General features: G+C 56.8%; 23 protein-coding genes. 15 read left to right on the top strand and 8 right to left on the bottom strand.

Annotation, left to right across the window (positions count from 1 at the left end):
* Positions 1 to 85: 85 nt before the first annotated feature.
* From UTO39_RS14805 to hisP, 3 genes are read left to right on the top strand one after another with little or no spacing between them, the layout of a single operon-like run.
* Positions 86 to 772 (top strand): histidine ABC transporter permease HisQ, encoded by a 687-nt coding sequence (locus UTO39_RS14805; protein ID WP_028013954.1) that lies wholly within the window; start codon positions 86 to 88, stop codon positions 770 to 772.
* On the top strand, positions 769 to 1,485 hold the full coding sequence (locus tag UTO39_RS14810; protein WP_028013953.1) for an ABC transporter permease: 717 nt from the start codon (positions 769 to 771) through the stop codon (positions 1,483 to 1,485). The genes UTO39_RS14805 and UTO39_RS14810 overlap by 4 nt, the downstream gene beginning before the upstream one ends.
* An 8-nt stretch (positions 1,486 to 1,493) precedes the next feature.
* Positions 1,494 to 2,267 carry a histidine ABC transporter ATP-binding protein HisP gene (gene hisP, locus UTO39_RS14815; RefSeq protein WP_028016220.1) on the top strand — a complete coding sequence of 258 codons (774 nt, stop codon included), beginning with the start codon at positions 1,494 to 1,496 and terminating at the stop codon, positions 2,265 to 2,267.
* 37 nt (positions 2,268 to 2,304) lie between these two features.
* Here the strand turns inward: hisP and UTO39_RS14820 are convergent, their stop codons facing one another.
* The 4 genes from UTO39_RS14820 to yfcG form a co-directional block, all read right to left on the bottom strand.
* Complete coding sequence (locus UTO39_RS14820) at positions 2,305 to 2,814, bottom strand: GNAT family N-acetyltransferase (protein ID WP_320727483.1); 510 nt, start codon at positions 2,812 to 2,814, stop codon at positions 2,305 to 2,307.
* A 44-nt stretch (positions 2,815 to 2,858) separates the two neighbouring features.
* A complete protein-coding gene (locus UTO39_RS14825) occupies positions 2,859 to 3,752 on the bottom strand; it encodes a TIGR01777 family oxidoreductase (protein ID WP_061097528.1) in 894 nt (297 codons plus the stop codon).
* A 13-nt stretch (positions 3,753 to 3,765) separates the two neighbouring features.
* Positions 3,766 to 4,134 (bottom strand): dihydroneopterin triphosphate 2'-epimerase, encoded by a 369-nt coding sequence (folX, locus tag UTO39_RS14830; RefSeq protein WP_028013950.1) that lies wholly within the window; start codon positions 4,132 to 4,134, stop codon positions 3,766 to 3,768.
* A 75-nt stretch (positions 4,135 to 4,209) separates the two neighbouring features.
* Positions 4,210 to 4,839: a GSH-dependent disulfide bond oxidoreductase gene (gene yfcG, locus UTO39_RS14835; RefSeq protein WP_061097529.1), complete on the bottom strand. Its 630-nt coding sequence runs from the start codon at positions 4,837 to 4,839 to the stop codon at positions 4,210 to 4,212.
* Positions 4,840 to 4,978: 139 nt separating this feature from the next.
* Between yfcG and yfcF the strand changes: the two genes are divergently transcribed.
* Genes yfcF through yfcD form a run of 3 tightly spaced genes read left to right on the top strand, consistent with a single transcriptional unit; the run spans position 4,979 to position 6,853 of the window.
* Positions 4,979 to 5,623, top strand: a complete 645-nt coding sequence (gene yfcF / locus UTO39_RS14840; protein WP_253542854.1) for a glutathione transferase — start codon at positions 4,979 to 4,981, stop codon at positions 5,621 to 5,623.
* A 56-nt stretch (positions 5,624 to 5,679) separates the two neighbouring features.
* A complete protein-coding gene (gene yfcE / locus UTO39_RS14845; protein WP_151413957.1) occupies positions 5,680 to 6,231 on the top strand; it encodes a phosphodiesterase in 552 nt (183 codons plus the stop codon).
* Between the two features lie 55 nt (positions 6,232 to 6,286).
* Positions 6,287 to 6,853, top strand: coding sequence for an NUDIX hydrolase YfcD (gene yfcD / locus UTO39_RS14850; RefSeq protein ID WP_006811396.1), 567 nt, complete (start codon positions 6,287 to 6,289; stop codon positions 6,851 to 6,853).
* A 3-nt stretch (positions 6,854 to 6,856) separates the two neighbouring features.
* On the opposite strand, the gene UTO39_RS14855 is transcribed toward yfcD, so the two are convergent.
* A complete protein-coding gene (locus UTO39_RS14855; RefSeq protein ID WP_028013946.1) occupies positions 6,857 to 7,876 on the bottom strand; it encodes a LacI family DNA-binding transcriptional regulator in 1,020 nt (339 codons plus the stop codon).
* 232 nt (positions 7,877 to 8,108) lie between these two features.
* On the opposite strand from UTO39_RS14855, the gene UTO39_RS14860 reads away from it, so the two are divergent.
* From UTO39_RS14860 to UTO39_RS14880, 5 genes are all read left to right on the top strand, one after another.
* Positions 8,109 to 8,552 (top strand): PTS sugar transporter subunit IIA, encoded by a 444-nt coding sequence (locus UTO39_RS14860; RefSeq protein WP_320727484.1) that lies wholly within the window; start codon positions 8,109 to 8,111, stop codon positions 8,550 to 8,552.
* Positions 8,553 to 8,632: 80 nt separating this feature from the next.
* Positions 8,633 to 8,905 carry a PTS sugar transporter subunit IIB gene (locus UTO39_RS14865; RefSeq protein ID WP_041908914.1) on the top strand — a complete coding sequence of 91 codons (273 nt, stop codon included), beginning with the start codon at positions 8,633 to 8,635 and terminating at the stop codon, positions 8,903 to 8,905.
* Positions 8,906 to 8,926: 21 nt separating this feature from the next.
* The gene (locus UTO39_RS14870; RefSeq protein ID WP_151413959.1) at positions 8,927 to 10,318 is read left to right on the top strand and encodes a PTS ascorbate transporter subunit IIC; all 1,392 of its coding nucleotides are present in this window, start codon (positions 8,927 to 8,929) and stop codon (positions 10,316 to 10,318) included.
* On the top strand, positions 10,315 to 11,145 hold the full coding sequence (locus UTO39_RS14875; RefSeq protein WP_061097535.1) for a transketolase: 831 nt from the start codon (positions 10,315 to 10,317) through the stop codon (positions 11,143 to 11,145). Before UTO39_RS14870 ends, UTO39_RS14875 begins: the two co-directional genes overlap by 4 nt.
* Positions 11,138 to 12,091, top strand: a complete 954-nt coding sequence (locus UTO39_RS14880) for a transketolase family protein (RefSeq protein ID WP_320727485.1) — start codon at positions 11,138 to 11,140, stop codon at positions 12,089 to 12,091. The genes UTO39_RS14875 and UTO39_RS14880 overlap by 8 nt, the downstream gene beginning before the upstream one ends.
* A 73-nt stretch (positions 12,092 to 12,164) precedes the next feature.
* On the opposite strand, the gene pta is transcribed toward UTO39_RS14880, so the two are convergent.
* Positions 12,165 to 14,306 carry a phosphate acetyltransferase gene (gene pta / locus UTO39_RS14885; protein ID WP_320727486.1) on the bottom strand — a complete coding sequence of 714 codons (2,142 nt, stop codon included), beginning with the start codon at positions 14,304 to 14,306 and terminating at the stop codon, positions 12,165 to 12,167.
* Between the two features lie 75 nt (positions 14,307 to 14,381).
* Entirely contained in the window at positions 14,382 to 15,584 is a 1,203-nt protein-coding gene (ackA, locus tag UTO39_RS14890; protein ID WP_061097538.1) for an acetate kinase, read from the bottom strand.
* A gap of 337 nt (positions 15,585 to 15,921) precedes the next feature.
* On the opposite strand from ackA, the gene yfbV reads away from it, so the two are divergent.
* The 4 genes from yfbV (at position 15,922) to UTO39_RS14910 (ending at position 19,543) form a co-directional block, all read left to right on the top strand.
* On the top strand, positions 15,922 to 16,377 hold the full coding sequence (gene yfbV / locus UTO39_RS14895) for a terminus macrodomain insulation protein YfbV (protein ID WP_061097539.1): 456 nt from the start codon (positions 15,922 to 15,924) through the stop codon (positions 16,375 to 16,377).
* A gap of 92 nt (positions 16,378 to 16,469) precedes the next feature.
* A complete protein-coding gene (locus UTO39_RS14900; RefSeq protein ID WP_003861461.1) occupies positions 16,470 to 16,964 on the top strand; it encodes a YfbU family protein in 495 nt (164 codons plus the stop codon).
* Positions 16,965 to 16,975: 11 nt separating this feature from the next.
* On the top strand, positions 16,976 to 17,635 hold the full coding sequence (locus UTO39_RS14905; RefSeq protein WP_320727487.1) for a sugar phosphatase: 660 nt from the start codon (positions 16,976 to 16,978) through the stop codon (positions 17,633 to 17,635).
* A 75-nt stretch (positions 17,636 to 17,710) separates the two neighbouring features.
* Positions 17,711 to 19,543: an SLC13 family permease gene (locus UTO39_RS14910; protein WP_320727488.1), complete on the top strand. Its 1,833-nt coding sequence runs from the start codon at positions 17,711 to 17,713 to the stop codon at positions 19,541 to 19,543.
* Positions 19,544 to 19,597: 54 nt separating this feature from the next.
* Here the strand turns inward: UTO39_RS14910 and yfbR are convergent, their stop codons facing one another.
* Positions 19,598 to 20,197 carry a 5'-deoxynucleotidase gene (yfbR, locus tag UTO39_RS14915; RefSeq protein WP_028013935.1) on the bottom strand — a complete coding sequence of 200 codons (600 nt, stop codon included), beginning with the start codon at positions 20,195 to 20,197 and terminating at the stop codon, positions 19,598 to 19,600.
* Positions 20,198 to 20,241 lie beyond the last annotated feature (44 nt).

Consider the following 20,241-nt stretch of genomic DNA (forward strand, 5'->3'; position numbering starts at 1 on the left):
GCTCCGTCAAATAACGTGCGGCCCCTCCCGCTGCGGGAGGGGATAAGACACGGTTTACCACTCACGATACGACAGGGCTCGCGGTATGCTGTACGGATTTTCTGGCGTTATTTTACAGGGCGCGCTTGTCACCCTTGAGCTGGCCATCAGCTCCGTGGTGCTGGCGGTGCTGATAGGTCTGGCGGGCGCAGGGGCGAAGCTTTCGGCTAACAAACCGCTGGCGCTCATTTTCGAAGGCTATACCACGCTCATTCGCGGCGTACCCGATCTGGTGCTGATGCTGCTTATCTTTTACGGTCTGCAGATTGCGCTGAACAGCGTGACGGATGCGATGGGCATGGGACAAATTGATATCGACCCGATGGTGGCCGGCATTATTACCCTCGGTTTTATCTACGGTGCCTACTTCACGGAAACCTTCCGTGGCGCTTACATGGCGGTCCCAAGAGGACACATTGAAGCGGCAACCGCATTTGGTTTTACCTCTTCACAAACGTTTCGTCGGATTATGTTCCCGGCCATGATGCGCTATGCGCTGCCGGGCATCGGTAACAACTGGCAGGTTATCCTCAAAGCGACGGCGCTGGTCTCGCTGCTCGGTCTTGAAGACGTCGTGAAAGCGACTCAGCTGGCGGGCAAGAGCACCTGGGAGCCGTTCTACTTTGCGGTGGTCTGCGGCGCGATCTATCTGGTCTTTACGACCGTCTCCAATGGTGTGCTGCTTCTGCTCGAACGTCGCTACTCCGTGGGTGTGAAGAGGGCTGACCTGTGATTGAGATTATTCAGGAATACTGGAAATCCCTGCTGTGGACGGATGGCTACCGCTTTACCGGCGTGGCGATTACGCTCTGGCTGCTGATTTCTTCCGTGGTGATGGGCGGCATTCTGGCGGTGTTTCTTGCCATCGGCCGCGTGTCGAACAACAAATTTATTCAGTTCCCAATCTGGCTGTTTACCTATGTGTTTCGCGGTACGCCGCTGTACGTGCAGCTGCTGGTGTTCTATTCGGGGATGTATACGCTGGAGATCGTAAAAGGCACGGAAATGCTGAACGCGTTCTTCCGCAGCGGCCTGAACTGTACGGTGCTGGCGCTAACGCTCAACACCTGCGCCTATACCACCGAGATTTTCGCCGGGGCCATTCGTTCCGTGCCGCACGGTGAGATCGAGGCGGCGCGCGCGTACGGCTTCTCCTCCGTGAAGCTTTACCGCTGCATTATTCTGCCGTCGGCGCTGCGTATTGCGCTACCGGCGTACAGTAACGAAGTGATTTTGATGCTGCACTCCACCGCGCTCGCCTTTACCGCCACGGTGCCGGACCTGCTCAAAATCGCACGCGATATCAACTCCGCGACCTATCAGCCGTTTACCGCGTTTGGCATTGCGGCGGTGCTCTATTTAATTATCTCTTATGTTCTGATTAGCCTGTTCCGTAAGGCTGAAAAACGCTGGTTGCAGCATATAAAACCTTCTTCGACGCACTGAGAAAGATGATGGCTGAGAACAAATTAAACGTTATTGATTTGCACAAACGCTACGGCGAACATGAAGTGCTGAAAGGGGTGTCGCTGCAGGCGAATGCAGGCGACGTGATCAGTATCATCGGCTCATCCGGCTCGGGTAAGAGTACCTTCCTGCGCTGCATTAACTTCCTCGAAAAACCGAGCGAAGGTTCGATTGTGGTGAGCGGGCAGAATATTAACCTGGTCCGTGACAAAGACGGCCAGCTGAAGGTGGCGGATAAGAATCAGCTGCGCCTGCTGCGCACGCGCCTGACGATGGTGTTCCAGCACTTCAACCTCTGGAGCCACATGACGGTGCTGGAGAACGTGATGGAAGCGCCGGTTCAGGTGCTCGGCTTAAGCAAGCAGGAAGCCCGCGAGCGCGCGGTGAAATACCTGGCGAAAGTGGGTATCGACGAGCGTCAGCAGATGAAGTACCCGGTGCACCTCTCCGGCGGCCAGCAGCAGCGTGTCTCTATCGCCCGCGCGCTGGCGATGGAGCCGGAAGTGCTGCTGTTCGATGAACCGACCTCCGCTCTGGATCCGGAACTCGTCGGCGAAGTGCTGCGCATCATGCAGAAGCTGGCCGAAGAGGGCAAAACGATGGTGGTGGTGACGCACGAGATGGGCTTCGCCCGTAACGTCTCCAACCACGTGATTTTCCTGCATCAGGGGAAAATTGAAGAGCAGGGGCACCCCGATGAGGTGCTGGCGAACCCGCAGAGCCCGCGTTTGCAGCAGTTCCTGAAGGGATCGTTGAAGTAATCTTTCGCCTTTCTCCCTCTCCCTTTGGGAGAGGGCCTCAGGCCGTACCACATTCCAGGCGATACACCCAGTCGTCATAACGCACGCCGTCAATCTCATACGCCTTTTCCAGCACTTGCGTGCGCACAAACCCGGCTTTCTCCAGCACCCGCACAGACCCGCCGTTGTCCGCCAGCACGTACGCGTTAATCGCCCTCACGCCGGTCTGGTTAAACGCATAGTCACACACCGCGCGCAGCGCCTCGCTGGCGATGCCTTTCCCCTGCGCGGCAGGCACAACCGTGTAGCCGATATCCGCCTCTTCACGATTCTCAGGGCTGATTTGCAGGCCGATATCGCCCAGCGGCGTATCGTTATCCCGAAAGCGGATCACGAAGACATGCTCCGCCATCAGGCGCGCGGCAAACACGCGTCGGGTCTCTTTTTCAGGCGCAATCGCGGCCATGTAGCGCATGATGTCGCGGTTTTCGCGCAGCGAGCGGAAGAACGCCCAGTCAGAGGGTTCGAAAGGGGTGAGATGAAGCCGGGGAGTGGTGATGGTTGCCATTGTTACGCCATTTCTTCGGAACATGGCGTATCACTGTAACATATTCAGCGCACCACATCCCCCAGCGCCTCTTCTAAGTCATACCAGCGGAACGTAAAACCGGCCGCTTCCAGCCGTTTTGGCAGCGCGCGCTGACCGCCCAGCACCAGCACGGACGCCTCGCCCATCAACAGGCGAATCGCCGTCGCAGGCACGCGTAAAATCGCCGGGCGGTGCAGGGCATGACCCAGCGCGTGGGCAAACTGTTCATTACGCACCGGATACGGCGCAACCATGTTAAACGGCCCGCGCAGATCGTTATCCAGCAGCCAGATAATGCCGTTCACCATATCGTCGATATGGATCCAGGCCAGATACTGACGCCCGTTGCCGATCGGCCCGCCGAGCCCCAGCCTGAAGGGCGGAAGCATTTTGCCCAGAATGCCGCCTTTCGGCGCAAGCACCACGCCGGTACGCAGCAGGCAGACGCGGGTATTATCGCTTTGCGCCGCGCAGGCGATGCGCTCCCACTGGGCGCAAAGTTTATGGGTAAACTCGTTGTGCGGCGGCTCTTCCTCGGTCACCACCACTTCACCGAGATCGCCGTAGTACCCCGTCGCAGAGCCTGAAATCAGCACCGACGGCGGGGTCTGGCTGTTGCGAATCAGCTCAACCAGCTTCTCGGTAATATTCCAGCGGCTGCTGCACAACCGCTGTTTTTGCTCTTCGGTCCAGCGCTTGTCGGCGATGGGTTCGCCCGCAAGGTTGATGACGGCGTCGAAGCCGTCCAGATTCTGCCGATCGGCCAGCCCTTTCCAGATATCGACCCCCGCTCCCAGCACCTGGCGCGCTTTCTCCGGGCTGCGGGTCACTACGGTAATGTCGTGATGCAGCGCCTGCAAACGCGCAATGAGATGGCGCCCAATCAGGCCTGTACCGCCGGTCAGCAGAATCTTCATACAACCTCCAGGTTTACGCCTGGCGTCGCCAGCTTAACGTCATGGAGACGGAGTCGGCATAGCGCAGGGCGTGAAGTTTATCGATCTCTACTTCAGCATAAGTGACCCAGTGATGATCGCGTGCGATATCGAGCACATCCTGAGTTAATTTCTCCAGTAGCGAGAAGCGGTTATTTTCTACGTACTGAATGATGTTTTTGGTTATCGTGCGGTAGTTCAGCGCGTCATTGATGTCTTCGCTGGCCCGCGCTTTGTCTGCCGGGTAGTGGATCACCACGTTTATGACAATATCCTGACGGTTGGCAATCTCTTCCTCTTTGATACCAATGAACGTGCGCAAGCGTAAATTTTTTATACGAATAATAGCGTCGGGCTGTGACATTGCAGGTCTTCTCCGTGTCAGTATTTCCCGCCCATAATACATGAGAGCCTCGCAGGCACCCAGCCTCCTACAAGGTTAAATTTGCTGGATTTTTTGCATCGCGCGTTCGGTGGCCGGGCGGGTTCGGATACGCTCAAACCAGTTGTTCACCGCCGGGTAAGAGGCTAAGTCAATCCGGTGTTTTTCGTGCGTATTCACCCACGGCCAGCAGGCGATATCGGCAATGCTGTAATGGTCGCCCCCGAGCCACGGCGTTTTCTCCAGCCGCTGGTTCAGAACGCCGTAAAGACGCTGGGTTTCAACCTGATATCGCTCGATGGCATAAGGAATGGTCTGCGGCGCGAAGGCGGTGAAGTGGTGGTTCTGCCCCAGCATCGGCCCAAAGCCGCTTGACTGCCAGAAAAGCCACTGCAGAGTGTGGTGACGCTCGCGCAGTTCACCGCTCAGCAGCTTGCCGGTTTTCTCCGCCAGATAAAGCAAAATTTCACCGGATTCAAACAGGCTCAACGGCCTGCCTCCGTCCGCTGGCTGGCTATCAATAATGGCCGGAATTTTATTGTTCGGCGAGATAGCCAAAAACACAGGGTTGAACTGTTCGCCTTTGCTGATATCCACGCGGATGATTCTGTAATCCAGTTCGGCTTCTTCGAGAAAGAGGGTGATCTTATGGCCGTTTGGGGTAGGGGCGTAATAAAGGTCAATCATTCTCAACTCCTGTCAGTCGAATAGTGGTGCCATGACAAATGAGTATAGGTGGTGGTTGTAAATCGTGAGTTTTCATCAAGTGACAGCGACGCAAAGAGATTATATGTTGAGTAAAAACCGATCAGCCTATGAGGATGTTATGAACCAGCCCGTAATTACGTTGTGGTCCGATGCGAATTTCTTCTCTCCCTATGTTATGAGCGTTTACGTTGCGCTGGCCGAAAAGGGGCTCTCTTTTACGCTGAAGACCGTCGATCTCGACGGTGGTGAACACCTCAAACCCCAGTGGCAGGGTTACGACCTGACGCGACGCGTGCCGGCGCTGGAAATCGATGGCTTTGCGCTGAGCGAATCGTCGGCGATCGATGAATATCTGGAAGACCGCTTTGCGCCGCCGGAGTGGGAGCGCATCTATCCTCACGATCTGCAAAAACGCGCCCGCGCGCGGCAGATCCAGGCGTGGCTGCGCAGCGACCTGGTGCCGATTCGCGTCGAGCGCTCCACGGATGTCGTGTTTGCCGGTGTGAAAAAGCCCGCGCTCAGCGCAGAAGGCGTCGACAGCGCGCAAAAGCTGATTGAAACCGCCACCTCGCTGCTTGCCCACGGTAATCCGAACCTGTTTGGCGAGTGGTGCATTGCCGATACCGATCTGGCGCTGATGCTGAACCGTTTGATCCTCAACGGCGATGAGGTGCCTCAACTGCTGGTGGATTATGCGGCGTTCCAGTGGCAGCGGGCCTCCGTACAGCGCTATGTGGCACTCTCCGCTAAGCGCGCGGGCTGATAAGCCCTGACGCTTCAGGTATGATAGGGGCAGTCTGTTTTCCCGAGGAGTGACTGATGAAACTGATGTTTGCGTCGGATATCCATGGATCGCTGCCCGCGACCGAGCAAGTGCTTTCTCTGTTTTCGCAAAGCGGGGCGCAATGGCTGGTGATTCTGGGGGATGTTTTGAATCATGGTCCGCGCAATGCGCTGCCGGAAGGCTATGCCCCGGCGCAGGTGGCGGACAAGCTTAACCCGTTTGCCTCGCGCATTATCGCCGTTCGCGGCAACTGCGACAGCGAAGTGGATCAGATGCTGCTCCATTTTCCCATCACCGCGCCGTGGCAACAGGTGCTGCTGGAAAATAGCCGGCTGTTCCTGACGCATGGGCATCTTTTTAGCCCGGATAATCTCCCTGCGCTCGCGGCTGGCGATGTCCTGGTTTACGGTCATACTCATATTCCGGTTGCTGAAAAACGCGGTGAGATCTATCACTTTAACCCGGGGTCGGTCAGCATCCCGAAAGGCGGATATCCTGCGAGCTATGGCCTGCTGGATGGAAATACCCTGAGCGTTATCGCACTTAATGATCAGCAAGTTATTGCGCAGGTAGCGATTAATCCGTAAGTTACACCACAACTGCAAACGCGCCGAAAGAGCGCTTAGACGAGAAGGTTTCCCGATGGTGGAGCAGAATCATTTGGCAAGTACTGAATGGGTTGACATTGTCAGCGAAGAAAATGAAGTGATCGCGCAGGCCAGCCGCGAACAAATGCGTGCAGAGCGCCTGCGTCACCGTGCAACGTACATCGTTGTGCATGACGGCATGGGCAAGATTCTGGTCCAGCGCCGCACGGACACCAAAGATTTTCTTCCGGGCATGCTGGATGCCACCGCGGGCGGCGTCGTGCAGGCCGATGAAGTGCTGCTGGATTCCGCGCGTCGTGAAGCGGAAGAAGAGTTAGGTATCGCCGGAGTGCCGTTTGCCGAGCACGGGCAGTTCTATTTCGAAGACGAACATTGCCGCGTCTGGGGTGGACTGTTTAGCTGCGTGTCCCACGGGCCTTTCGCCCTGCAGGAAGAGGAAGTGAGCGAAGTCTGCTGGATGACGCCGGAAGAGATTACCGCCCGCTGCGACGAGTTCACGCCGGATTCGTTAAAAGCGCTGGCGCTGTGGATGACCCGCAACGCCAAAAACGAATCCGCTAAGCCGGAAAACAAAGCGGAAAAAGAGGAAGAGGCTGAGTAAGCCTTAACAGCTTTCCCGCAGGCATAGGCTGGACGCGATGGTTTTTTGGTCGCGCCAGTCTCCGTCATTCAGACGTTCCAGTAGCGCTTTTCCTGCCTCAATCCCAATCTTACGATGCGGTACCGCCATCGTCGTCAGCGGCGGCTGACAGACGCGGCTTACGTCGCTATCGCCAAAGCCCACCACTGCCAAATCGTCCGGCACTTTAATGCGTCGACGCTGACATTCATACAGCGCGCCGCAGGCCAGCTCGTCTGATACGCACACCAGCGCATCCAGCTCCGGCCACGCCAGCAGGAACTCTGGCAGCTGTGCCGCGCCGGTCGAGAAGCTCGGCGGCATCGCCGCGTTAATCACCCGGTTCGGCGACAGATGATGGCGCAGCATCGCCTTGTACCAGCCCTGCAAATGCTGCTGGAAAATCCACTGCTCCTGGTTGGCGCACAGCAGGCCGATATTCTGGTAGCCGCGCCTGATCACCATTTCCGTCAGCTCGTACATGGCCGCCACGTTATCGATCCCGATATTCATATCGATCGGATCGGCGCGCATAGCCCCCATTTCCATCACCGGAATCGAGGCGTTTTTAAGCCAGTGGCGAACGGTGTCGGTGTGCTCGACGCTGAGCAAAATCGCGGCGGCGATATTCGACGCCAGCAGCGTTTCGAGCAGCTTCTCTTCCTGCTCAAGCCGATGCTGGGACTCAGCCAGCATGATCTGGTATCCGGCGGGCTGCAGCACCTGCTGCAGGCCGGCAAACATCTCTGAACAACCGGCTTCGGAAAGGTTGGGAACAACCATCGCAATCGTCCATGACGACGCGGATGCCAGTGCGCTGGCGGCGAGATTGGGCATATAGCCCAGCTCCTGCACCGCAGCTTCAATTTTTTCACGCAGTTTATCGGAAACCTGTTCAGGCGTGCGGAGCGCACGGGAGACGGTCATCGTGCCGACTCCGGCAAGCTGTGCGACATCAGCGAGCGTGACTTTTCCGGTACTGCGCCGTTTTCGGGTTAAAGACATACACCTTCCTGCTGACCAGACGCGTTCTTTTTTCCTTCATTTCAGGTGACAGGCAGTATACGCCTTAAATCCCTTTTTTTGCTGTGATTTCACACCATGATTACATTTTGATAGCGCTATCACACTTCTGCATGTTAGTGATTGGTAGCGCTATCTTTGTGATCGCGATCTCAGTCAATGATTGATGGGTTGAATAAAGTTTGCCCATCTTTAGCGTTTGGCGGGAGGGAAAATGCTCAAAAAGTGGATATATGATACAACCATCACGCTGCAGGATAGCGTTGAAAGCTGGCCACAGGCGCTGGAGATATGCGCGAAACCGCTGCTGGATCTGCAGGTGATTGCACCGGAATACGTGGCGGCAATCATTCAGCAGCATCATACGTTAGGACCTTATTATGTGCTGGCACCAGGGCTAGCCATGCCGCATGCGCGGCCGGAGGAAGGCGCCAAAGGACTGGGGTTGTCTTTATTAAAACTAAAACAGGGCGTCTCGTTTGGTGCCGGAGAGTTTGACCCTGTCGATCTGATTATTATGCTTGCGGCACCGGATAAACATAGCCATATCGAAATGATATCCGCGCTCGCGGAATTATTTTCCAGCGACGAGGATATGGAAAAATTACATCAGGCGAATACCCTGGAGGACATTAAAACCATTATTGACCGCTTCTGATTTAATTCTTTAATCCGATTATTCACAACATTACGCGCCAGCGTGATGGGGCGTGCTCTACTCAAAATAAGGGGACAACAATGAAAATCATGGCTATTTGCGGTTCTGGCCTGGGCAGCAGTTTTATGGTCGAAATGAACATTAAAAAGGTGCTTAAAAAGCTGGACATCGAGGCCGAAGTTGAACACTCCGATCTCTCCTCCGCCACGCCGGGCGCGGCGGACCTGTTCGTGATGGCGAAAGACATTGCGGCCAGCGCCAGCGTGCCGGAAAGCCAGCTGGTGGTGATCAACAACATCATTGATATCAACGAACTCGAAGCGCAGCTGCGCGCCTGGTTCGACAGACAATAACCCTGATAAGGCGAGGTGGATATGTTTATCCTTGAAACGCTGAATTTCGTTGTCGATATTTTAAAAGTCCCTTCGATACTGGTGGGGTTAATTGCATTAATTGGTCTGGTCGCGCAGAAAAAAGCGTTTTCTGATGTCGTAAAAGGCACAATTAAAACGATTCTCGGCTTTATTGTACTGGGCGGTGGCGCCACGGTGCTGGTGGGGTCGTTAAACCCGCTAGGCGGCATGTTTGAGCACGCCTTTAATATCCAGGGCATTATTCCAAACAATGAAGCGATTGTGTCAATTGCGCTGGAAAAATACGGTGCCTCGACCGCGCTGATCATGGCCTTCGGCATGGTGGCGAATATTGTCGTCGCGCGCTTTACCCGCCTGAAGTACATCTTCCTGACCGGGCACCACACCTTCTACATGGCGTGCATGATTGGCGTGATCCTGACGGTAGCGGGCTTTGAAGGAGTGGGGCTGGTATTTACCGGCTCGCTGATCCTCGGCCTGATTATGGCCTTCTTCCCGGCCATTGCGCAGCGCTACATGAAGCGCATTACCGGTAACGATGAAATTGCTTTCGGCCACTTCGGGACGCTGGGCTACGTGCTGTCCGGCTGGATTGGCAGCAAGGTCGGCAAAGGCTCCCGCTCAACCGAAGAAATGAACCTGCCGAAGAACCTGAGCTTCCTGCGCGACTCTTCGATCTCCATCTCCCTGACCATGATGATTATCTACCTGATCATGGCGGTGAGCGCCGGACGCGAGTACGTCGAGGCGACCTTCAGCGGCGGCCAGAACTACCTGGTATACGCCATCATCATGGCGATCACCTTCGCGGCGGGCGTGTTCATCATCCTGCAGGGCGTGCGTCTGATTCTGGCGGAAATTGTCCCGGCCTTTACCGGCTTCTCGGAAAAGCTGGTGCCGAACGCGCGTCCCGCGCTGGACTGCCCGGTGGTCTACCCGTATGCGCCAAACGCGGTGCTGATTGGCTTCCTGTTCAGCTTCCTGGGTGGGATTGTGGGGTTAATCATCTGCGGCCAGTTCAACTGGGTGCTGATCCTGCCGGGCGTGGTCCCGCACTTCTTCACCGGTGCGACGGCGGGCGTGTTCGGTAACGCCACCGGCGGACGCCGCGGGGCAATGATAGGCGCCTTCGCCAACGGCCTGCTGATCACCTTCCTGCCGGTTCTGCTGCTGCCGGTACTGGGCGCGATTGGCTTTGCTAACACCACCTTCTCGGATGCCGACTTCGGCGCGGTCGGGATTGTGCTGGGTAACCTGGCGCGCTTCCTGTCACCGCTCGCCATCACCGGGCTGGTTGTGGCGCTGTTCGCGCTGCTGGTGGCGTACAACCTCTTCGCGAAAAACAAACCTGCCGGCGGTAACGCGCAGGAAAATACCGGAGCCAAATCATGAATGAGAACGAGATAACTGAACTGGCGCGTCAGATCCGCCTTGAGACGCTGAAATCGCTAACGCAGCTGGGCTTTGGGCATTACGGCGGCAGCATGTCGGTGGTCGAAACCCTGGCCGTGCTGTACGGTGCGGTGATGAAGATCGACCCGGCGGATCCGGACTGGCCAGAGCGCGACTATTTTGTGCTTTCAAAGGGCCATGCGGGGCCGGCGCTCTACAGCACCCTGGCGATTAAGGGCTACTTCCCGATGGCGGAGCTGAGCACCCTGAACCAGAACGGCACGCGTCTGCCTAGCCACCCGGACCGCCTGAAAACGCGCGGCGTGGACGCCACCACCGGCTCGCTGGGGCAGGGGATCTCCATCGCTGGCGGCATGGCGCTGTCGCACAGGCTCGCGGGGCGACCGAATCGGGTCTTCTGCATCGTCGGCGACGGCGAGCTGAACGAGGGCCAGTGCTGGGAAGCCTTCCAGTTTATTGCCCACCATCGTCTGAACAACCTGACGGTGTTCGTCGACTGGAACAAACAGCAGCTCGACGGCGAGCTGGACGAGATTATCTGCGCGTTCGACCTGGAAGGGAAATTCCGCGCCTTTGGCTTTGACGTGGTAACGGTGAAGGGGGATGACGTTCCGGCGCTGCTGGAGGTGACCTCAAGGGTACCGGAGGCCGATGCGCGTCCGCGGGTTGTGATCCTCGACAGCGTTAAAGGGCAGGGGGTGCCGTACCTGGAACAGCTCAGCAACTCGCACCACCTGCGTTTGACCGCTGAGAGCAAAGCGGCCCTCAACGAGACGATTCGCCAACTGGAGGCTTCACATGATTAAGGTTGCACCGGCAGGACAGAAAGACGCCGTTGAGATGCGTAAGGTCTACGCGGGCTTTGTGGCAAAGCAGATTGAGGCCGGCAGCGAGATTATCGCCCTGGAAGCGGACCTGATGAGCTCAATGGCGATGGACGGCGTGGCGCGCGATTATCCGCAGCACGTGATTAACTGCGGCATTATGGAGGCCAACGTCATCGGCACCGCGGCGGGGCTGTCGCTCACCGGCCGTAAGCCGTTCGTGCACACCTTCACCGCGTTTGCCAGCCGCCGCTGCTTCGACCAGCTGTTTATGTCCCTGGACTACCAGCGCAACAACGTGAAGGTGATTGCCTCGGACGCGGGCGTGACGGCCTGCCACAACGGCGGGACGCACATGTCGTTCGAGGATATGGGCATCGTGCGCGGTCTGGCACATTCGGTGGTGCTGGAGGTGACCGACGCGGTGATGTTCGAGGACGTGCTGCGCCAGCTTATCGATCTGGAAGGCTTCTACTGGGTGCGTACCATCCGCAAGCAGGCGCCGAGCGTCTATGCGCTGGGCTCAGCCTTCACCATTGGCAAAGGCAACGTGCTGCGCGAAGGAAGCGATATCACGCTAATTGCCAACGGCATCATGGTGGCGGAAGCGCTGGAAGCGGCGCGCCAGCTTGAGCAGGAGGGGGTCAGCGCGGCGGTCATCGACATGTTTACCCTGAAGCCTATCGACAGAATGCTGGTGAAAAACTACGCCGAGAAAACCGGGCGCATCGTCACCTGTGAAAACCACAGTATTCACAACGGCCTCGGGTCAGCGGTGGCGGAAGTGCTGGTGGAGACCTGCCCGGTACCGATGCGTCGCGTGGGCGTGAAGGAGCGTTATGGCCAGGTGGGGACGCAGGAGTTCCTGCAGAAGGAGTATGGCCTGACGGCGCACGATATTGTGTCGGCGGCGAGAGAGCTGCTGTAAATAAAAAAGGCGACCGGTTAAGTGGTCGCCTTTTTGTTGCCCGGTGGCGCTAGCGTCACCGGGCTTTTTAACATTACTGCTGCTGCGAAGACTGAATCGCCGTCAGCGCGATGGTGTAGACGATATCGTCAACCAGCGCACCGCGGGACAGGTCGTTCACAGGTTTGCGCATACCCTGCAGCATTGGCCCGATGGAGATCAGGTCTGCTGAACGCTGTACCGCTTTGTAGGTGGTGTTACCGGTGTTCAGATCCGGGAAGATGAACACGGTCGCACGGCCTGCAACCGGCGAGTTCGGCGCTTTGGATTTCGCAACGTCAGCCATGACCGCAGCGTCGTACTGCAGCGGGCCGTCGATCATCAGATCGGGACGTTTTTCCTGCGCAATACGGGTCGCTTCACGCACTTTCTCTACGTCGCTACCTGCACCAGAGGTGCCGGTGGAGTAGGAGAGCATCGCTACGCGCGGCTCGATACCGAAAGCGGTCGCGGAGTCTGCGGACTGGATAGCGATCTCAGCCAGCTGTTCTGCGGTAGGATCCGGGTTGATTGCGCAGTCGCCGTAAACGTAAACCTGTTCAGGCAGCAGCATGAAGAACACGGAGGAGACCAGCGAGCTGCCCGGTGCCGTTTTGATCAGCTGCAGCGGTGGGCGGATGGTATTCGCGGTGGTGTGAACCGCACCGGAAACCAGGCCGTCAACTTCGTCCTGCTCCAGCATCAACGTGCCCAGCACCACGTTGTCTTCCAGCTGCTCGCGCGCAACGGCTTCGGTCATGCCTTTGTTCTTACGCAGCTCAACCAGGCGGGCAACGTAGCTTTCGCGAACCACTTCAGGGTCAACGATTTCGATACCTGTGCCCAGCTCAACGCCCTGAGACGCCGCTACGCGGTTGATCTCATCCGGGTTACCCAACAGCACGCAGGTCGCGATGCCGCGCTCTGCACAGATGGCCGCCGCTTTAACGGTACGTGGTTCGTCGCCTTCTGGCAGCACAACGCGTTTGCCCGCTTTACGCGCCAGCTCGGTCAGCTGGTAACGGAAGGCCGGTGGCGACAGACGACGGCTGCGCTCGGAGGTGGCAGTCAGGGATTCGATCCAGTCTGCGTTGATGTAGCCAGCAACGTATTCCTGAACTTTCTCGATACGCTCGTGGTCATCAACCGGCACTTCCAGGTTGAAGCTCTGCAGGCTCAGGGAGGTCTGCCAGGTGTTGGTGTTCACCATGAAGACCGGCAGGCCGGTTGCGAACGCGCGTTCGCACAGCTTGCCGACGCGTGGGTCCATCTCGTAGGCTCCGGTCAGCAGGATGGCGCCAATTTCCACGCCGTTCATCGCCGCCAGGCACGCTGCAACCAGCACGTCAGGACGGTCTGCGGAGGTGACCAGCAGGGAGCCTGCGCGGAAGTGTTCCAGCATGTGCGGAATGCTGCGCGCACAGAAGGTCACGGACTTCACGCGGCGGGTGTTGATGTCGCCTTCGTTAACGATGGTAGCGTTCAGGTGACGCGCCATATCGATTGCACGGGTGGCAATCAGATCGAAGCTCCATGGCACCGCGCCGAGTACCGGCAGCGGGCTGGATTCCTGCAGCTTAGCCGGGTCAACTTTGATGACTTTCGCTTTGGAAGAGTCATCGAAGATTTCGGACAGGTCAGGACGCGTACGGCCCTGCTCATCCACAGGCGCGTTCAGCTTGTTGACGATCACGCCGGTGATGTTGGTGTTTTTCGCGCCGCCGAAGCTGCTGCGCGTCAGTTCGATGCGCTCGTTCAGCTGCTCAGGGGTATCAGTGCCCTGAGACATCACGAAAACGATCTCTGCGTTCAGGGTTTTCGCGATTTCAAAGTTCAGAGACTGGGCAAACTGGTGTTTGCGGGTTGGGACCAGACCTTCAACCAGCACCACTTCCGCGTCCTGCGCGTTAGCGTGGTAGTTAGCGATGATCTCTTCCATCAGCACGTCTTTCTGGTTGCTGGAGAGCAGAGACTCAACGTGGCTCATCTTCAGCGGTTCAGCCGCTGGCAGATTGGAGTTTTTACGAACGATGGTGGTGGTCTGGTCTGGCGCATCGCCACCGGCACGTGGCTGGGCGATAGGCTTAAAGACGCTCAGACGAACGCCTTTGCGTTCCATAGCACGGATCACGCCAAGGCTGACGCTGGTCAGGCCGACGCTGGTTCCGGTAGGGATCAGCATAATAGTACGGGACACGGTTTATCCTCTTTCGTTACCGCCGCGTTGGGCGGGTTACAAAACAGCACCGCCAGCATTGCTGGCGGTGTGGAATCAGGCAGTCAGGCGGTGCGCGTCTTGCGCGATGACCAGCTCTTCGTTAGTTGGGATAACGATAGCAGGACGGGTGCCTTCTTTGTTGATGAAACCAGACTTGCCGAAGCGAGCAGCCAGGTTACGCTCGTGATCAACGTCGAAGCCCAGAACGCCCAGTTTGCCCAGGGACAGTTCACGAACCATTGCCGCGTTCTCACCGATGCCACCGGTGAAGATAACCGCGTCCAGGCGACCGTCCATCAGCGCAGTGTAAGAACCGATGTATTTCGCCAGACGGTGGCAGTAAACGTCCATTGCACGTTTAGCGTCTGCTTTTTCTGCGTAGTTGTCTTCAACGTAACGGCAGTCGCTGGTGACTTCGGTCAGACCCAGCAGGCCAGACTCTTTGGTCAGCATTTTGTTGATGTCGTCAACGCTCATGCCCAGGGTGTCGTGCAGGTGGAAGATGATCGCCGGGTCGATGTCACCGGAACGGGTACCCATCACCAGACCTTCCAGCGGGGTCAGACCCATGGAGGTATCAACACATTTACCGTTGCGGATAGCAGAAACAGAACCACCGTTGCCCAGATGGCAGGTGATGATGTTCACTTCTTCAACAGGTTTGTTCAGGATTTTCGCGGCTTCCTGAGTCACATAGAAGTGGCTGGTGCCGTGCGCGCCGTAACGACGTACTCCGTGCTCTTTGTACAGGCTGTACGGCAGGGCATAGAGGTAAGACTCTTCCGGCATGGTCTGGTGGAACGCGGTGTCGAATACGGCCACGTTTTTGTCTTTCAGATTCGGGAAGGACTTCAGCGCTTCAGCGATACCGATCAGGTGCGCCGGGTTGTGCAGCGGTGCGAAGGATGCAGAGTCTTTGATGCCCTGAATCACTGATTCGTCGATCACAACGGAGCTGGTGTATTTTTCGCCGCCGTGGACGATACGGTGACCAATCGCAGTCAGCTGAGCAGACAGTTCTGGTTTTTGTGCCAGAATAGTGTTAACGATAAAGTTCAGCGCTTCACTGTGAGCGGCGCCTGCACCTAAAGCCGCTTCTTGTTTGCTGCCGTCCATCTTCCACTTGATACGTGCTTCAGGCAGATGGAAACATTCGGCCAAACCAGAGAGGTACTCGTCACCGTTGAGCGCATCGATGATGGCGAATTTCAGTGAGGAGCTACCGCAGTTCAGAACCAGTACTAACTTACTCGACATGGAAGTACCTATTATTGATACGTGGCTAAAAAAACGTCAGTGAGTCTAACAGCGTAACGCATGATGACTCAGACATTTATGATTAACATCATGGCAAACGAACATTCTGGCATGATGAAAGAAATAACTATGATTTTATGCCATTTTGCACAATTTTCAGCCAATGGCATAATATGCGATAATTTGACGAGTTAATGCTTCTCGTCTACGGCCCTATCAGGCTGGCACAGGATACCCGATACGGGGTAGCGATGACAAAATATTTTGAACGTTGTCATAGCCTGTTGTGGTTTTGCACAAAAATTTTAATTTTTATATGTGAAGTTGAGGTACAGCCATGTCGACACCGGAAATCCCGTCCGTGAACTTTTTCAGTCTGTTTCGTCGGGGACAGCATTACGCAAAGACGTGGCCAATGGAAAAGCGCCTTGCGCCAATGTTTATTGAGAATCGCACTATCCGCGCCACGCGCTATGCGATTCGCTTTATGCCCCCGGTCGCCATCTTTACCCTGTGCTGGCAAATCGCCCTCGGTGGACAGCTTGGTCCTGCCGTCGCGACGGCGCTCTTCGCGTTAAGCCTGCCGATGCAGGGGCTGTGGTGGTTAGGCAAACGCTCCATTACGCCGCTTCCGCCTTCTATTTTACACTGGTTTTATGAAGTACGTGGAAAACTGGAGGAGGCCGGGCAGGCGCTGGCCCCGGTTGAAGGCAAGCCGGATTACCAGGCGCTGGCGGACACGTTAAAGCGTGCTTTTAAGCAGCTGGATAAAACATTCCTCGATGACTTGTGATTGATCATCGAAACGACTAACAAAAGAAGGCACAGTAACCCACCGTTACCGTGTCTTTTTTTTACAGTGCAATGCGCTACAGGAGTCGAAAGATGGAAATGACCCATGCTCAACGTCTGATTTTGTCTAACCAGTACAAGATGATGACTATGCTTGATCCCGATAACGCTGCGCGCTACAGCCGCCTGCAGACCATCGTCGAACGTGGGTTTGGTTTGCAAATGCGCGAACTGGACCGCGAGTTTGGCGAGCTGAAAGAAGAAACCTGCCGCATCGTGATCGACATTATGGAGATGTACCACGCCCTGCATGTGTCCTGGACGAATCTCAAAGACCAGCAGACCATTGACGAACGTCGTGTGACCTTCTTAGGCTTTGACGCAGCGACGGAAGCGCGCTATCTGAGCTATGTTCGCTTTATGGTGAACACCGAGGGGCGTTATACCCACTTTGATGCGGGCACCCACGGCTTCAACGCGCAGACCCCAATGTGGGACAAATACCAGCGCATGCTGAGCGCGTGGCACGCCTGCCCGCGTCAGTACCATTTAAGCAGCAACGAAATTCAACAAATCATTAATGCCTGACGGAGGTGCGTGTGCAGTGTAAAGGTTTTCTGTTTGATCTGGACGGTACGCTGGTGGATTCACTGCCGGTTGTGGAGCGCTCGTGGTGCCACTGGGCCGACCGGCACGGCATCGACCACCAGGACGTGCTGAATTTTATCCATGGCAAACAGGCCATTACCTCATTGCGGCACTTCTTAGCGGGGCGTTCTGAGGAAGAGATCCAGACGGAGTTCAAATACCTGGAGCAGATTGAGGCCACCGACACCGAGGGCATTACCGCGCTGCCCGGGGCGCGCGAACTGCTTGAGCATCTGAACGAAGCGCAGATCCCGTGGGCTATCGTCACCTCCGGCTCTGTTCCGGTCGCTCATGCCCGCCATAAGGCGGCCGGCTTACCGAAGCCAGAGGTGTTCATTACGGCTGAGCGCGTCAAACGCGGCAAGCCGGAGCCGGATGCCTTTCTGCTTGGTGCAGAAATGCTGGGCTTCGCGCCTGCAGAGTGCGTGGTGGTGGAAGATGCGGCCGCTGGCGTGCTGGCCGGGCTGAACGCCGGTAGCCACGTCATTGCCGTAAACGTTCCGGCGGGGTCCCCACGCCTGGACGAGGCGGACATTGTGATTAATTCCCTGGCGGCACTGGCGGTGTCAAAAGCACCCGACGGAGTTGTAACCGTCTCGCTAAAAATGTAATCCCATGATATAGCCCCACGCTGCTGGGGCTTTTTTATGGCAAAATTTCTCATCTTCCACTGACAAGGATAGGTTGTGAACGGTGAACTGATCTGGGTTCTGAGCCTGCTTTTAATCGCCATTATTCTCTTCGCCACAGGCAAGGTGCGCATGGATGCCGTCGCCCTGTTTGTCATCGTCGCGTTTGTGCTGAGCGGCACGCTCACGCTACCGGAAGCCTTCTCCGGGTTCAGCGACCCTAACGTTATTCTGATTGCCGCCCTGTTTATCATTGGCGACGGCCTTGTTCGCACCGGCGTGGCGACCATCATGGGCGCGTGGCTGGTCAAGGTGGCCGGCAGCAGTGAAACCAAGATGCTGATCTACCTGATGCTGACGGTCGCCGGGCTGGGAGCGTTTATGAGCTCAACGGGCGTGGTCGCCATTTTTATCCCGGTGGTGCTGAGCGTCTCCATGCGGATGCAGAGCTCGCCGTCGCGCCTGATGATGCCCCTGAGCTTTGCCGGTTTGATCAGCGGTATGATGACGCTGGTGGCGACGCCGCCGAACCTGGTCGTCAACAGCGAGCTGATTCGGGAAGGATTTCAGGGCTTCAGCTTTTTCAGCGTCACCCCGCTTGGGCTGGTGATTCTGGCGATGGGCGTGGTCTACATGCTGCTGACCCGTTTTGCCCTGAAAGGCGACAAGCAGGATAAGAACAAAGAGGGGTGGAAGCGACGCACCTTCCGCGATTTGATCAAAGAGTACCGCCTCACCGGGCGGGCACGCCGCCTGGCCATTCGCCCCGGCTCGCCGCTGATCGGCCAGCGGCTTGATGACCTGAAGCTGCGCGAGCGTTATGGCGCGAACGTGATCGGCGTAGAGCGCTGGCGCCGTTTTCGCCGGGTGATCGTCAACGTTAACGGGGTGTCCGAATTCCGCGCGCGAGACGTCCTGCTGATAGATATGTCTACCGCCGAGGTGGATCTGCGCGAGTTCTGCAGCGAACAGCAGCTGGAGCCGATGGTATTGCGCGGGGAGTATTTCTCCGATCGGGCGCTGGATGTGGGTATGGCCGAAGTGTCGCTGATCCCGGAATCGGAACTGTTGGGTAAAACCGTGCGTCAAATGGGGTTCCGTACCCGATATGGCCTGAACGTTGTTGGGCTGAAGCGCGATGGCGTAGCGATGGAAGGGGCGGTAGTGGATGAGCCGATCCTGCTGGGCGATATCTTCCTCGTCGTCGGTAACTGGAAGCTAATCAGCCAGCTCGGGCAAAAAGGGCGCGATTTTGTGGTGCTTAACATGCCGGTCGAGGAGAGCGACGCCTCCCCGGCGCACAGCCAGGCGCCCCACGCGATTTTCTGTCTGGTGCTGATGGTGGCGCTGATGCTGACCGATGAAATCCCCAATCCGGTCGCAGCAATCATCGCCTGCCTGCTGATGGGGAAATTCCGCTGCATAGACGCCGAAAGCGCGTATAAAGCCATTCACTGGCCGAGCATTATTCTTATCGTCGGGATGATGCCCTTTGCCCTGGCGCTGCAAAAAACCGGCGGGGTGGATCTGATCGTAAAAGGCTTGATGGACGTGGGCGGCGGGTATGGACCGTACATGATGATGGTCTGTCTGTTTGTCATGTGCGCCACGATCGGGTTGTTTATCTCCAACACCGCGACGGCAGTGCTGATGGCGCCCATTGCGCTGGCGATGGCGAAATCCATGGGCGTGTCGCCGTACCCGTTTGCGATGATGGTCGCGATGGCGGCGTCCGCGGCGTTTATGACGCCGGTTTCATCGCCGGTGAACACGCTGGTGCTGGGGCCGGGGAATTATAAGTTCAGCGATTTCGTGAAGCTGGGCGTGCCGTTCACCGTGCTGGTGATGGTAGTGTGCGTGGTGTTAATTCCGGTTTTATTCCCGTTTTAAGCGTGAGCGCAGAAGCGCTGGCCGGGTAAGGCGAAGTCGTTACCCGGCGAAAAATTACAACGGTGAATCCTGGCTAATCTCATCCAGCGATAGATGGAAGCTCGGCACAAATACCTGCATGAAATAGTCCATCTCTTCGCTGCGGCGGGATTCCAGCGTTTTTTCCAGGCGCGTTTTCGCCAGTAAAAACTCATTATTGCCCGCAGACAGCTCTTCCAGACACTTCAGATAGGCGCACAGCGCGTCGGCCTGCTTGACCAGCGACTTTTCATCTTCCGTGTACTGGTGCTCGTCGATGAGCGGTTCAAAGATATCGCGCAGCTCTTCGGGCACCATCTCGATAAGCTTTTGCTGGGCAATCTTCTCGATAGCCTTATATTCCTGAGCAATCTGCGAATTGAAATATTTTACCGGCGTAGGCAGGTCGCCGGTCAGCACCTCTGATGCGTCGTGGTACATCGCCAGCAGCGCGATGCGCTCGGCATTCACCTGCCCGTTAAATTTGCGATTCTTAATGGCAGCCAGCGCATGAGCGACCATGGCAACCTGCAGGCTGTGCTCAGATACGTTCTCTGTACGCACGTTGCGCATCAGCGGCCAGCGGTTGATCAGTTTCAGGCGGGAGAGGTGGGCAAAGAAATGGCTCTGACTCATAGGTTACCTTTTGTCTTTACTGCGACAGGACTTTATTGTGCGGG

The sequence above is a fragment of the Enterobacter sp. 118C5 genome, assembly GCF_034107645.1.
GTDB classification, from domain to species: Bacteria; Pseudomonadota; Gammaproteobacteria; order Enterobacterales; family Enterobacteriaceae; genus Enterobacter; species Enterobacter nematophilus.

What these genes read in the sequence shown, in the direction of transcription:
- yfcF (WP_253542854.1), top strand. Translation starts at nt 4,979, where the DNA reads ATGAACCAGCCCGTAATTACGTTGTGGTCCGATGCGAATTTCTTCTCT.
- UTO39_RS14825 (WP_061097528.1), bottom strand. Translation starts at nt 3,752, where the DNA reads ATGAAGATTCTGCTGACCGGCGGTACAGGCCTGATTGGGCGCCATCTC.
- yfcD (WP_006811396.1), top strand. Translation starts at nt 6,287, where the DNA reads ATGGTGGAGCAGAATCATTTGGCAAGTACTGAATGGGTTGACATTGTC.
- UTO39_RS14900 (WP_003861461.1), top strand. Translation starts at nt 16,470, where the DNA reads ATGGAAATGACCCATGCTCAACGTCTGATTTTGTCTAACCAGTACAAG.
- yfcG (WP_061097529.1), bottom strand. Translation starts at nt 4,839, where the DNA reads ATGATTGACCTTTATTACGCCCCTACCCCAAACGGCCATAAGATCACC.
- UTO39_RS14875 (WP_061097535.1), top strand. Translation starts at nt 10,315, where the DNA reads ATGAATGAGAACGAGATAACTGAACTGGCGCGTCAGATCCGCCTTGAG.
- folX (WP_028013950.1), bottom strand. Translation starts at nt 4,134, where the DNA reads ATGTCACAGCCCGACGCTATTATTCGTATAAAAAATTTACGCTTGCGC.
- UTO39_RS14880 (WP_320727485.1), top strand. Translation starts at nt 11,138, where the DNA reads ATGATTAAGGTTGCACCGGCAGGACAGAAAGACGCCGTTGAGATGCGT.
- UTO39_RS14805 (WP_028013954.1), top strand. Translation starts at nt 86, where the DNA reads ATGCTGTACGGATTTTCTGGCGTTATTTTACAGGGCGCGCTTGTCACC.
- yfcE (WP_151413957.1), top strand. Translation starts at nt 5,680, where the DNA reads ATGAAACTGATGTTTGCGTCGGATATCCATGGATCGCTGCCCGCGACC.
- ackA (WP_061097538.1), bottom strand. Translation starts at nt 15,584, where the DNA reads ATGTCGAGTAAGTTAGTACTGGTTCTGAACTGCGGTAGCTCCTCACTG.
- UTO39_RS14870 (WP_151413959.1), top strand. Translation starts at nt 8,927, where the DNA reads ATGTTTATCCTTGAAACGCTGAATTTCGTTGTCGATATTTTAAAAGTC.
- yfbV (WP_061097539.1), top strand. Translation starts at nt 15,922, where the DNA reads ATGTCGACACCGGAAATCCCGTCCGTGAACTTTTTCAGTCTGTTTCGT.
- hisP (WP_028016220.1), top strand. Translation starts at nt 1,494, where the DNA reads ATGGCTGAGAACAAATTAAACGTTATTGATTTGCACAAACGCTACGGC.
- UTO39_RS14855 (WP_028013946.1), bottom strand. Translation starts at nt 7,876, where the DNA reads ATGTCTTTAACCCGAAAACGGCGCAGTACCGGAAAAGTCACGCTCGCT.
- UTO39_RS14860 (WP_320727484.1), top strand. Translation starts at nt 8,109, where the DNA reads ATGCTCAAAAAGTGGATATATGATACAACCATCACGCTGCAGGATAGC.
- UTO39_RS14820 (WP_320727483.1), bottom strand. Translation starts at nt 2,814, where the DNA reads ATGGCAACCATCACCACTCCCCGGCTTCATCTCACCCCTTTCGAACCC.
- UTO39_RS14865 (WP_041908914.1), top strand. Translation starts at nt 8,633, where the DNA reads ATGAAAATCATGGCTATTTGCGGTTCTGGCCTGGGCAGCAGTTTTATG.
- yfbR (WP_028013935.1), bottom strand. Translation starts at nt 20,197, where the DNA reads ATGAGTCAGAGCCATTTCTTTGCCCACCTCTCCCGCCTGAAACTGATC.